9 protein-coding genes are annotated in these 12,387 nt (G+C 61.9%); 5 read left to right on the forward strand and 4 right to left on the reverse strand.

Features of this window, described 5'->3' with window-relative positions; translation table 11 throughout:
* Positions 1–537: 537 nt before the first annotated feature.
* The 3 genes from cadB (at position 538) to pdxY (ending at position 5,020) form a co-directional block, all read left to right on the forward strand.
* The gene (cadB, locus tag ACB032_RS13525; protein WP_024946039.1) at positions 538–1,872 is read left to right on the forward strand and encodes a cadaverine/lysine antiporter; all 1,335 of its coding nucleotides are present in this window, start codon (positions 538–540) and stop codon (positions 1,870–1,872) included.
* A 76-nt stretch (positions 1,873–1,948) separates the two neighbouring features.
* Positions 1,949–4,081 (forward strand): lysine decarboxylase CadA, encoded by a 2,133-nt coding sequence (locus ACB032_RS13530; RefSeq protein WP_371138093.1) that lies wholly within the window; start codon positions 1,949–1,951, stop codon positions 4,079–4,081.
* A gap of 72 nt (positions 4,082–4,153) precedes the next feature.
* On the forward strand, positions 4,154–5,020 hold the full coding sequence (pdxY, locus tag ACB032_RS13535) for a pyridoxal kinase PdxY (protein ID WP_371138094.1): 867 nt from the start codon (positions 4,154–4,156) through the stop codon (positions 5,018–5,020).
* 9 nt (positions 5,021–5,029) lie between these two features.
* Here the strand turns inward: pdxY and ACB032_RS13540 are convergent, their stop codons facing one another.
* Entirely contained in the window at positions 5,030–6,451 is a 1,422-nt protein-coding gene (locus tag ACB032_RS13540; RefSeq protein WP_043163058.1) for an MATE family efflux transporter, read from the reverse strand.
* A gap of 106 nt (positions 6,452–6,557) precedes the next feature.
* Positions 6,558–7,466 carry a LysR substrate-binding domain-containing protein gene (locus ACB032_RS13545; RefSeq protein WP_371138095.1) on the reverse strand — a complete coding sequence of 303 codons (909 nt, stop codon included), beginning with the start codon at positions 7,464–7,466 and terminating at the stop codon, positions 6,558–6,560.
* A 504-nt stretch (positions 7,467–7,970) separates the two neighbouring features.
* On the opposite strand from ACB032_RS13545, the gene ACB032_RS13550 reads away from it, so the two are divergent.
* Positions 7,971–9,266 (forward strand): HAAAP family serine/threonine permease, encoded by a 1,296-nt coding sequence (locus ACB032_RS13550; protein ID WP_024946034.1) that lies wholly within the window; start codon positions 7,971–7,973, stop codon positions 9,264–9,266.
* A gap of 66 nt (positions 9,267–9,332) precedes the next feature.
* Here the strand turns inward: ACB032_RS13550 and ACB032_RS13555 are convergent, their stop codons facing one another.
* Positions 9,333–10,364, reverse strand: coding sequence for an MBL fold metallo-hydrolase (locus ACB032_RS13555; protein WP_371138096.1), 1,032 nt, complete (start codon positions 10,362–10,364; stop codon positions 9,333–9,335).
* A gap of 155 nt (positions 10,365–10,519) precedes the next feature.
* On the opposite strand from ACB032_RS13555, the gene ACB032_RS13560 reads away from it, so the two are divergent.
* The gene (locus ACB032_RS13560) at positions 10,520–11,422 is read left to right on the forward strand and encodes a LysR family transcriptional regulator (RefSeq protein WP_371138097.1); all 903 of its coding nucleotides are present in this window, start codon (positions 10,520–10,522) and stop codon (positions 11,420–11,422) included.
* A gap of 19 nt (positions 11,423–11,441) precedes the next feature.
* On the opposite strand, the gene ACB032_RS13565 is transcribed toward ACB032_RS13560, so the two are convergent.
* A complete protein-coding gene (locus tag ACB032_RS13565; RefSeq protein ID WP_371138098.1) occupies positions 11,442–12,386 on the reverse strand; it encodes an alpha/beta hydrolase in 945 nt (314 codons plus the stop codon).
* Position 12,387 lies beyond the last annotated feature (1 nt).

The following is a 12,387-nucleotide window of genomic DNA, read 5'->3' on the forward strand; positions in this document are numbered from 1 at the left end:
CTGTGTGCACTCAAGGTGCCCAACCTCAGCCTTGATATTGTCTTGAGCCTGGAGATCGGCGCAGTTGTGGTCGCCAGCCGGCGCCTGTTGCAGCGGCCGGGCATTGGCATGGCGCTGCCGGCCGAAGGCGAGAGCGTGCCCACGGCCGAGGGAAGAGCAAAAACACCCAGCAAAGGGGACCGTGCGAACCCGTCTGCCGGACATGGCCGGACTCGGTGGGTCATGAATGACGCGCTTTATGCCGCGGTGCCCCTCAGAAAAATATCAAGGCGTGTCGACTGGCGCTCATCGGCCGCATCAAGGGGGGCGGCGGATATCAAGGTTTTATCAAGGTGCTTGATGGCGCATTGGCCAGTTACTTGTTTTTAAAGTGTTTTTATCGATTTAGGCTGACCGGTCGAAAAAGTTCACTCATGTTTTTATCCCTTAGCTGGTCTTTATGTTTTCCGGGGCCGAGGAGCCTAGTCTGTGGCCATTGGTTGGCGGGAGGCTCCGCCAAGCGTGTGTTTGATGCCTTAATATCGACCCGGAGATTTTATGTCCCTAGATACGAGCAAGAAGATCGGCCTTGTCGCCTGTACAGGTGTGGTGGCCGGCAACATGATGGGGAGCGGTATTGCACTGCTGCCCTCGGCCCTGGCCACCATAGGTTCCATCTCTGTGTTCAGCTGGGCCATCTGCCTGGTCGGCGCCATGGGGCTGGCCTTCGTGTTTGCCCGCCTCGCCACCAAGAACCCGCAAGAGGGTGGCCCCATCGCCTACGCCGGCGAGATCTCTCCGGTGTTCGGTTTCCAGACCGGTGTGCTCTACTACCATGCCAACTGGATCGGCAACCTGGCCATCGCCATTACCGGCGTCTCCTACCTCTCCGTCTTCTTCCCCATTCTCAACAGCCCGATCCCGGCCGCTGCGGCCACCATCGCCGCCGTCTGGATCTTTACCTTCGTCAACCTGCTTGGCGGCAGCTGGGTGAGCCGGCTCTGTACTCTGGGTCTGGTGCTGATCCTGTTGCCGGTAGTGGGTACCGCCGTGATGGGCTGGGGCCATTTTGATGCCACCGTCTACAGCCAGAACTGGAACACCACCAGCGGCAGCGACCTGCATGCGGTCATCAGCGCCGTGCTGATCTGCCTCTGGTCCTTCGTGGGCGTGGAGTCCGCCGCCGTCTCTTCCGGCATGGTGAAGAACCCCAAGCGCACCGTACCGCTCGCCACCATGCTGGGCACCGGTATCGCTGGCGTCATCTACATCCTCTCCACCCAGGTGATCAGCGGCATGTTCCCGGCCGGTGAAGTGGCAGCCTCCGGCGCCCCGTTTGCCATGGCCTCTTCCGCCATCTTCGGCAGCTGGTCTGCGCCGTTCGTTTCCGCCTTCACCGCCCTGGCCTGCTTCACCTCGCTGGGTTCCTGGATGATGCTGGTGGGCGAGGCGGGCAAGCGTGCCGCCCACGACGGCAACTTCCCGAAAATCTATGGCGAAGTGGACAAGAACGGCGTCGCCAAGAAGGGTCTGATCCTGGGCTCCCTCAAGATGACTGCGCTGATGGTCGGCCTGACCGCCTTCACCTCCCAGTCCGCCCACGCGGCCGATCTCTTCAACGTGCTGACCACAGATGCGGTGCTGCTGACCATGCTGCCCTACTTCTACTCCAGCATTAACCTGATCCGTTTTGAAGGCATGACCTCCCGCAGCATCGGCGCCATGATCTTCTCCGGTGTCGCCTGCGTGTTCTGCCTGGTGGCCCTGATGGGTGCCAAGGGCTCCAACCTCACCGCTACCTTCGTGGTGTCGCTCATCATCCTGATGTTCTACGCCAAGAAACAGGGTCTGCGTCAGCACGACGCCCTGCTCAAAGAGCAGACCAGCCACTAATTCCGTTTTCCTTTTCCGAGCGCTCTTCACTCACCATCCCTGATGGAGAGCGCCCCATCACGTGTGGAGCATTACGATGAACATCATTGCCATCCTCAACCACCTGGGCGTTTTCTTCAAAGAAGAACCCATTCGCCAGCTGCAAGCCTCCCTCGAGCGCAAGGGTTTCGAGGTCGTCTATCCGGTCGATGTGGCCGACCTGCTGAAGCTGATCGAGAAGAACCCCCGCGTCTGCGGCGCCATCTTCGACTGGGACAAATACTCCCTGGGCCTGTGCAAGGAGATCCACGATCGCAACGAGAAGCTGCCGATCTTCGCCTTCGCCAATGACCAGTCCACCCTGGACATTCACCTGACCGATCTGCGTCTGAACGTACACTTCTTCGAGTACCGTCTCGGCATGGCCGACGACATTGCCCTCAAGATGGGTCAGGCCACGAGTGAGTATCAGGACGCCATCCTGCCACCCTTCACCAAGGCGCTGTTCAAGTACGTGGAAGAGGGCAAGTACACCTTCTGTACTCCGGGTCACATGGGCGGTACCGCCTTCCAGATGAGCCCGGCCGGCAGCATCTTCTATGACTTCTATGGCCCGAACGCCTTCAAGGCCGACGTCTCCATCTCCATGCCGGAGCTGGGTTCCCTGCTGGATCACTCGGGTCCGCACAAGGAAGCCGAGGAGTACATCGCCCGTACCTTCAACGCCGATCGCTCCTACATCGTCACCAACGGCACCTCCACCGCCAACAAGATCGTCGGCATGTACTCGGCGCCGGCCGGCAGCACAGTGCTGGTGGATCGCAACTGCCACAAGTCGCTCACTCACCTGATGATGATGAACGACGTGACTCCGCTCTACTTCCGTCCGACCCGCAACGCCTACGGCATTCTGGGCGGCATCCCGCAGAGCGAATTCAGCCGCGAGACGATCAAAGCCAAGGTCGCCGCCACCCCGGGTGCCCAGGCGCCGCGCTACGCCGTGATCACCAACTCCACCTATGATGGCCTGCTCTACAACACCGGCTTCATCAAGGAGGCGCTGGACACCCCTTACATCCACTTCGACAGTGCCTGGGTGCCCTACACCAACTTCAGCCCGATCTATGAAGGTAAGTGCGGCATGAGCGGCGAAGCGATGCCGGGCAAGGTGTTCTATGAAACCCAGTCCACCCACAAGCTGCTGGCGGCCTTCTCCCAGGCGTCGATGATCCACATCAAGGGCGACGTGGAGGAAGAGACCTTCAACGAAGCCTTCATGATGCACACCTCCACCTCGCCGCAGTACGGCATCGTGGCCTCCACCGAGATCTCCGCCGCCATGATGCGTGGCAACACCGGCAAGCGGCTGATCAAGGACTCCATCGATCGCGCCATCTCCTTCCGCAAAGAGATCAAGCGTCTGCGCGAGCAGAGCGAAGGCTGGTTCTTCGACGTATGGCAGCCGGACGACATCGATACCGTCGAGTGCTGGAAGCTGGATCCGAAAGATGATTGGCACGGTTTCAAGGACATCGACGACAACCACATGTACCTGGATCCCATCAAGGTCACCCTGCTGACCCCGGGCATGGGCCGCAATGGTCAGCTGCTGGACAACGGCATCCCGGCTTCGCTGGTCTCCAAGTTCCTCGACGAGCGCGGCATCGTGGTGGAGAAGACCGGCCCCTACAACCTGCTGTTCCTGTTCTCCATCGGTATCGATCAGTCCAAGGCGATGCAGCTGCTGCGTGCCCTGACCGAGTTCAAGCGTGGCTATGACCTGAACCTGACCATCAAGAGCATACTGCCGAGCCTCTATCGCGAAGACCCGAGCTTCTACGAAGGGATGCGCATCCAGGAGCTGGCCCAGCGCATTCACGAGCTGACCAGCAAGTACCGCCTGCCGGAGCTGATGTTCAAGGCGTTCGACGTGCTGCCGGAGATGAAGATGACTCCGCACGCCGCCTGGCAGCAAGAGCTGGCCGGCAACGTGGTGGAAGTGCCGCTGCGCGACATGGTGGACCGCATCAGCGCCAACATGATCCTGCCGTACCCGCCAGGAGTACCGCTGGTGCTGCCGGGCGAGATGGTGACCCAGGATTCCCTGCCGGTGCTCGAGTTCCTCGAGATGCTGTGCGAGATCGGGGCGCACTACCCGGGCTTCGAGACCGACATCCACGGCCTCTATCGTCAGGCCGATGGCAGCTACACCGTCAAGGTGCTGCGTTAAGCGAGAGTGACAACAACGGGCCGCAAGGCCCGTTTTTCCCATCTGGGTTCATCCATTTTTTTGCGAGTCAGCATGAAGCGAGTTCTCTCCATCCAGTCCCACGTGGTGTTCGGCTGCGCCGGCAACAGCGCCGCCGTGTTTCCCATGCGTCGCATGGGGCTGGAGGTGTGGCCCGTCAACACGGTGCAATTTTCCAACCATACCCAGTACAGCGCAGGCTGGCAGGGGATGGTGATGCCAAACGGTCATATCCGCCAGCTGATGACGGGGCTGGCCGACATCGGCGTACTGGGGCAGTGCGATGCGATCCTGAGCGGTTATCTCGGCTCGGCCGAGCAGGGGGAGGAGATCCTGGCGGCGGTGGCCCACCTCAAGGCACTCAATCCGAATGCCCGCTATTTTTGCGACCCCGTGATGGGGCATCCCGACAAGGGGTGCATAGTCGCGCCCGGCGTCGCCGATTTTCTGAAAAACCGGGCGCTGGCCTGCGCCGACCTGCTGGCCCCCAATCTGCTGGAGCTGGAGCAGCTGACCGGCCGCGAGATCTGCAATCTGAGCGAGGCGCTGGCGGCGTGCCAGCAACTGCGTGAAGGTGGAGTGGAGCTGGTGATGGTCAAGCATCTGGGCCGCGCCGGCTTGAGCCTTGACCGGTTCGAGATGCTGCTGGTGTGCGAAGAGGGGGCGTTTCATATCTCGCGCCCCCTCTATGAGTTTCAGCGTCAGCCCATCGGAGTGGGGGATCTGCTGAGCGCCATCATGCTGGCCAACCTGCTGGCGGGCTTTACGCCGGTGGCGGCGTTTGAGCGCACCAACGCCAGCGTGGATGCGGTGCTGGCCCAGACCTGGCTGGCGGGCGCCTACGAGCTGCAGCTGGTGGCCGCCCAGCAGGCGATGGTCGAGCCCGAGATCCGCACCTGTGCTCGCCGGCTGCCGGCCTGATGGCGGCGCCTAACCGGCGCGCCTGGCCAGTTGCACTTGTTGGCGCGCACCAAGCGGTTTGCGGCCGGGCCGGCTCAGCGGGGCACAGGCCAGCTTGAGACGGCGCCATTCCCGCCACAGCAACCAGCACAGCGGCAGGGTCAGCAACACCACGGTGGTGGGCTGGGCCAGCAGCACGCCGTCCCGGCCCCACCAGAGCGGTAGCATGAAGATCAGCGGCAGCAGCAGCAGGGTCTTGGCGGCCGAGATGAGCAGCGCCTGGCGGGTACGGGCCATGGACTGCAGCAGCACGATGCCGAACATGATGATCCCCTCCAGCGGAATGGCGCCGAGGTTGAGGGTCAGGCTGCTGATGGCGGCCGCGAGCAGCTCGCCATCCTGATCGCCGGTGTAGAGCATGGCCACCTGGCGCGGCAGCAGCTGGATCAGCAGCCAGACTGCCAGACCGTAGATGAGCGTGATCTTGAGCCCCATCTCCATCAGAAACTTGAGGTCACGATGACGTTTGGCACCGGCCGCCTGACTGACCAGCGGCTGGATGCCGAAGGCCAGCCCCTGCAGGATGACGATGAACACCGCCTCGGTGTAACCGGCCACGGTGAAGCCGGCCAGATCCTTGACCGAACCGTGCACCATCAGCTGGCTGTTGTGCAGCAGCAGCAGCAGGCCGAGGTTGAACTGGGCGATCAGGCTCGGCAGGCCGGTGAACAACAGGTTTGGCATGGCCGGGAAGTCGGGCACCAGGTGGCGCCACTCTATGCGCAGCTTGGCATGGCGGGTAAAGAAATAACCCAGCCCGAGCAGGCTGACGACCCCTTCCGAGATGAGGGTGGCCTGCGCCGTACCGATCAGACCCAGCCCCAGCCTGCCCACCATGATGTAGTTGAGGATGATGTTGAGGATGGCGCCGCTGCTCACCAGCAGCATGGCGAGACGGGGGCGGCCGTCGTTGCGCAGCAGATAGGGCACCGCCAGGTTGCAGGCCAGCAGCAGGGTGCCGCCGCCAATCCAGTAGAGGTAGTCGCTGGCTTGTTGCCAGGTGTCGGTACCCTGTTCAATGCCCAGTGCCAGCAGGATGTCGACGTGCCAGTAGTGCAGCAGCAGCGGCGCCACGGCGCCCAGCAGCCCCAGCAGCCAGAGCGCATTGACCAGCGCCTGGCGGGCCAGGCCGAAATTTCTGGCCCCTTGCTGGAAGGAGATGGCGGTGGCCGCCCCCATGCTGATCATGGCGGCGAGACCGATCAGCACCATGATGACCGGGTAGACCAGGTTGATGCCAGCAAGGCCGGCGGCCCCCACGTAGTGACCGACGAAGATGCCATCGACCAGGTAATAGGCGCCGGATACCAGCATGGCCATGATGGAGGGGAGGGCATAGCCCCAGAAACGGCGGGTCATCGCCCGCTGGCGCAGAGTGAAGTAGGCAGACATATCTGTTCTCTTGGGGAGTTCGATTATCGAGCAGATAGTCTAGATTAATATTTTTTTATCGATAATCCGGTTTTTACTTGATGAATTGATGAGTCAAATTCATCAATCAGCGCGACTGGTAGTGTCCCTTGAGCATGTCGATGAGGGCGCGTAGCCCGTTGCCCAGCTGATGGCGACTGGGATAGAAGAGCGAGAAGCCGACGAAGGTGGGGCACCAGGGCTCCAGCACGCTTACCAGGGTGCCTTCGGCCAGCTGCCTGCTCACCTCCTCTTCCAGACAGTAGGCCAGCCCCAGCCCTGCCTCGGCCGCTCCCAGGTAGAGAGCCGGCGTGCTGGTGGTGAGCGGCCCGGTCACTTCGATCTCCAGCATGGAGCCCTCCTCGCCGGCAAAGGCCCAGCGATAGTGATGGGAGGGGGTGAGCCGATAGCCGATGCAGGCGTGCCGGGTCAATTCGCGCGGGTGCTGCGGGGTGCCGTGCTCGGCCAGATAGGCGGGGGCGGCCACCACCAGATAGCGCTGGGGTGGGCCGAGCGGTACTCCGATCATCTCCTTGGGCAGCAGATCCCCATAAAAGAGGGCGGCGTCATAACCATCTTCGATGAGGCGCGGCATCAGCTCCTGCTCCACCACCTCCACCTGCATGCGCGGGTAACGCACCATGTAATCGATCAGCACCGGGGCCAGCAACTCATCGATGGCGCCGCGTGGCGCGCTGATCTTCAGCCTTCCTACCGGTTCGTCGCTGTGACGGGCCAGCTCACTCAGTGCGCTCTCCAGATGGCTCAAAGTCGGCAGCAACTGGGTCAGCAGGCGCTGACCCGCATCTGTGGGGACCACGGCGCGGGTACTGCGATTGAGCAGCCGTACCCCCAAACGGGTCTCCAGCCCTTTCAGGCTGTGGCTCAGGGCGGAGGCAGACACGCCGAGTTCGAGGGCGGCCTTGCTGAAACTCTGGTGGCGGGCGACGGCGGCAAACACCGCCAGTTCGGCGAGATCGGTACGGGTGATGGCCATATTAATTCAGCGAAAAAATGTTGAGCAACAGGGTACGTCAGCGGACGGCGGGGCACAACCTGAGCAACAAATGAGCGAATGTAAGCAATTTGTTGTACCTACAAGGATATAGATACGGGTGAAACTACCTCTATTTGTTAACGGCTGTTCACAAAATTGGGCTCGTAACGTGATCTCTGACGCCAGAAAGGCGATTCCAGTCAAACTTTGGTTGATTAATTCAAAAAAACACTGTGATCGCTAAGGGGATTTAATTAGAGTCAGCGCATCGGAACAAAAGCGTGTTAGCGAGTTGTAAAGTCTGACGCGTTTGTGGCCCTCGGGCCTATGACCCGCCGGCTTGTTTGTTGCAATTTGGTTGTTACATGGAGTGATGACCAGCTTGCCGGGCCGACGGGATGAGAATAACAGGGATGGACTGCAGGAGTTCCAGGGAGATGGAACAGGGCATTGCGCCCGGTTGACTAGAAATTTTCTATTTTCCTTGATGACAGGAACACCCCTATGTCTGACATGAACATTGCAGTAGAAGGCAGCTTAGCCAGTAATGCGTCTTCCCGTGGCATCAACAAGGCCGATGTGGTCTGGATGCTGGGTCTGTACGGTACCGCCATCGGTGCCGGTGTACTCTTCCTGCCGATCAACGCCGGTGTAGGTGGTCTGTGGCCGCTGGTTGCCATGCTGGTCCTGGCCCTGCCGCTGACCTTCTTCGCACACCGTGGCCTGACCCGCTTCGTGCTGTCCGGCTCCACCCGTGATGGCGACATCACCGAGGTAGTAGAAGAGCACTTCGGCAAGACCGCAGGCAAGTTCATCACCCTGCTTTACTTCTTCGCCATCTACCCGATCCTGCTGATGTACTCGGTAGCCATCACCAACACCGTCGAGAGCCTGATGGTACACCAGCTGGGCATGACTGCACCTCCCCGTGCCATCCTGTCTCTGGCGCTGATCCTGGGTCTGATGGCGATCGTTCGCCTCGGTGGCCAGGTTATCGTCAAAGCGATGAGCGTGCTGGTATTCCCGTTCGTGATCACCCTGATGGGCCTGGCGCTCTACCTGATCCCGCACTGGAACGGTGCCATCATCACTGAAGCTCCGGCGCTGGGTGATGCCTTCAATGGCGACTTCCTGAAAACTCTGTGGCTGGCCATCCCGGTCATGGTGTTCTCCTTCAACCACTCCCCGATCATCTCCTCCTTCGCGGTGGACAACAAGGGTCGTTACGGTGAAGGTGCCGAGAAGAAGTGCAGCAACATCCTGCTGGGCGCCCACGTCATGATGGTGATGACCGTTATGTTCTTCGTATTCAGCTGCGTACTGAGCCTCTCCCCGGCTGACCTGGCTGCTGCCAAGGAACAGAACATCTCCATCCTGTCCTACCTGGCCAACCACTTCGACAACCCGGTTATCGCCACCGTGGCTCCGCTGATCGCCATGGTCGCCATCAGCAAGTCCTTCCTGGGTCACTACCTGGGTGCACAAGAGGGCATGAACGGTCTGATGGCCAAGTCCCTGCGTGAGAAAGGCAAGAACGTTGACGTCAAGCAACTGAACAAAGTGACCGCAGTGTTCATGATCCTGACCACCTGGGCCATCGCCACCATCAACCCGAGCATCCTCGGCATGATTGAAGACCTGGGCGGCCCCATCATCGCGATGCTGCTGTTCCTGATGCCGATGTACGCCATCACCAAGGTGCCGGCCATGCGCAAATACGCTGGCAACATCAGCAACGTGTTCGTGACCATCATCGGCCTGATCGCCATGTCCGGTATCATCTACAAGCTGATTGCCTGATAACACGGGTTACCCGCTTGAATGAAGAAGCCGCCTCGCAAGAGGCGGCTTTTTTATGGCCGGGATTCAGGGCTGAGCGTTGTCGATGTTCTCCGCCTGCCAGAGGGCGTAGCCCTTGCCAGCGGTGGTGGGCAGGTCAATCTGCATCAGGTCATTGCCGATGACGAAGGGGCCCGAGTAGCGGGCGCGCAGGCTCTGCGCCAGATCCTTCACCCCGAGCTGGCCGTTGAGGCCGATGTGGCTGAACACGGTCAGGGCCGGTTTGGCTTCATTCATTACCCGGGCTGCCTGCTCGGGGGAGGCGAGGTGGCCGGCGATCGCCTGGTAGCCCGGGTTGGCCTTCATGCGGGCGGCGGAGGTCATGGAGACGCAGTGCACCAGCAGATCGGCCCCCTTGGCCTCTTTCACCACCTGCGGGCTGTAGCGGGTATCGCCGGAGAGCACCACGCTGTGGCCGTGGTAGTCGATGCGATAGCCAAACGACGGCTTGATGTTGACCCCGTGGTCGTTGTCAAAGGCGGTCACCTTGACCCCATCCCGGTCGTAGACCACGCCGGCTGTTACCTCGTGGCTGTTGATCTTCACCCCGTCCAGCGGCGTTCCCTCATCCTTGACCCGGGTGGCGATGTCGGTGGCGTAGGCCTGCTGCAGGCCGTGAGCGAGGGCATCGGTGCCTTTGGGCCCGTAAAGCTCCATCGGCGCGTGGCGCTGGCCATAGGCGGGTTGCAGCCAGCCGGTCAGCCAGAGATCCGCCAGCCCGTTGGTGTGATCCGAGTGGAAGTGGGTGAGGAAGAAGGCGTTGACCCAGCCGATGGGGATATGCAGCTGCCACAAGCGGGTGGCGGAGTTGCGGCCAAAGTCGAATACCAGCTTCTGGTTGCCCGCCTCGACCAGGGTGCTGTAACCGCCGCGGCTGATCTGGGGCACCGGGGTGCCGGTGCCAAGCAGGCTGACCCGGAAGATATCGGGCTGGGCTTTGGTCAGCGTTGCTGAGGCCGGGGCGTGATCGTGGTTGCTGATAAAGCTGCTTTCGGCCGCCTGGCTGACACCGGTGGCCAGCAGACCGACCAGCAGGGCGGCCAGATAGGTACTTTTCATGGATGTATGTCCTGATGGGTGAGGTTGCTGATCACTATATTGGCAATCAAAAGTGCGATAAATTGGCTAAAAATCATTTCTTACTAAACTTTTGGTTGTGAATGTGGGCCGCTTGCAGCGGGCCAAATGGCCTCGGAATGGGCAAAGGAGGGGTTGTGGACCGATTGACCAGCATGCGCATCTTCACCCGGGTGGTGGATCTCGGCTCCTACAGCGCGGTGGCAAGCGAAGAGGGGATCAGCGCCCAGATGGTGGGCAAGCATGTGCAGGGGCTGGAGCAGTGGCTGGGGGGCAAGCTGTTTCACAAGACCACCCGCCAGCAGACCCTGACCGAGCTGGGCCAGCTCTTTCTGGCCCGCTGCCAGCGAGTGCTGGAGGAGCTGGCGCTGACCGAGTCGCTCACCCAGCACCTGCTGGCCGAGCCGGCCGGGCGGCTGCGCATCGCAGCTCCCTTAAGCTTTGGCCACCATCGGCTGGTGCCGCTGCTGCCCGCTTTTCTTGACCGTTACCCCAAGCTGGAGCTGGATCTGCAGCTCACCCCGCGCTGGGTCGATCTGGTGGAGGAGGGGTTCGACGCCGCCATCCGTACCCTGCGCCCGCAGGATGAGGCGCTGATCGCCCGCCCGCTGCTGACCCAGCACTACCGCCTCTGCGCCGCGCCCGCCTACCTCGCTCGCCACGGTGTGCCCCGTCATCCGGCCGATCTCGCCCGCCACCAGTGTCTGCACGGCAACTGGGGCGAGCACGAGCGCTGGCAGTTTGTCGGGGGCGATGGCCAGAGCGAGGAGGTGCGGGTGGCCTCGCGCCTGCGCATCAACCACTGGCCGGCGCTGCTGACGGCAGCGCTGGCAGGGGCGGGCATCAGCTTGCAGCCCGCCGAGCAGGTGCAAGGCCATATCGCTGCAGGACTGCTGCTGCCCCTGCTCGATACCTACCGCATTCCGGACAAGACCCTCCATTTCATCTACCCGGCGGCGCGCCGGCAGGTGCTCAAGATCACCCTACTGGGGGATTTTCTGGCCGAGGCGCTGGCCGACAAATCACCGCAGCCGGCATGAGCCGGCTGCGGTGATTGGGTTATGACTGCGCCAGGTGTTGCCTGAAGAAGGGGACTATTTGTGCCAGTGCCTGGCCGGTGGCGTCGGGCTGGTCGTAGAGATCGTAATGGCTGGCCCCCTCGACAATCTGCAAGCGTTTTTGCGGCGAGCGGGCACGGCCAAAGAGCTCGAACCCGTCCCGGTAGGAGCCGAAGGTCCCGGGCGTTCCGCCACCGATGACGATATGCAGCGGCTGGGTCAGCAGCAGTTCGGCAAAGGCAAACGCATCCCAGTTCATGGCCGGCCCCAGGCTGCTCATGCGCAGCTTGTTGGGGGAGCCGGGTTGTTGGCCGCGCGCCGTGGTGTAGTACTGCACCGCTTCGACGATGTCGATATCGTGCAGCCCCGCCTGCTCGCGTTCTGCCTCCGAGCCCGGGATATAGCCCGTCATCATGGTGTCGGCGCCGCGCGCCTCGGCGGTGCGCTGGGCGGCGATGGCCTCCAGTGTCTTGAGGGCCGCATCCGGGGTGAGATCCCCCTGGCGCAGGATGCGGCCGTAGTTGGCCGCCACCACGGTGGCCACCGCCTTGAAGCGGCGCTCGGTCATGGCGACGTTGACCGCGTAGCCACCGCCGCCGCACACCCCGAGTACGCCGATGCTGTCGGCATCCACGAAGGGCAGGGTCACCAGGTAGTCGACGGCGCAGCGAAAATCTTCGACCCGGGTAGCGGGGTCTTCGCTAAAACGCGGCTCGCCGCCGCTCTCTCCCTGGGTGGAAGCATCGAAGGCCAGGGTGATGAAGCCGGCCCGGGTCAGGGCCTCGGCGTAGACGGCGCCGGCAGTCTGCTCCTTGCAACTGCTGATGGGGTGGGCGCAGACGATGGCTGCATAGTATTGGCCGGCATCAAATCCCTCAGGCAGGCGCAGGGTAGCGGCAACGTCCCAGTGGTGGTGGGCAAAGCGGACCGATTGTTGCTGTGTCATC

Origin of the sequence: Aeromonas sp. S5(2024) (genome assembly GCF_041403025.1) — a bacterium.
Lineage (GTDB): Bacteria > Pseudomonadota > Gammaproteobacteria > Enterobacterales > Aeromonadaceae > Aeromonas > Aeromonas hydrophila.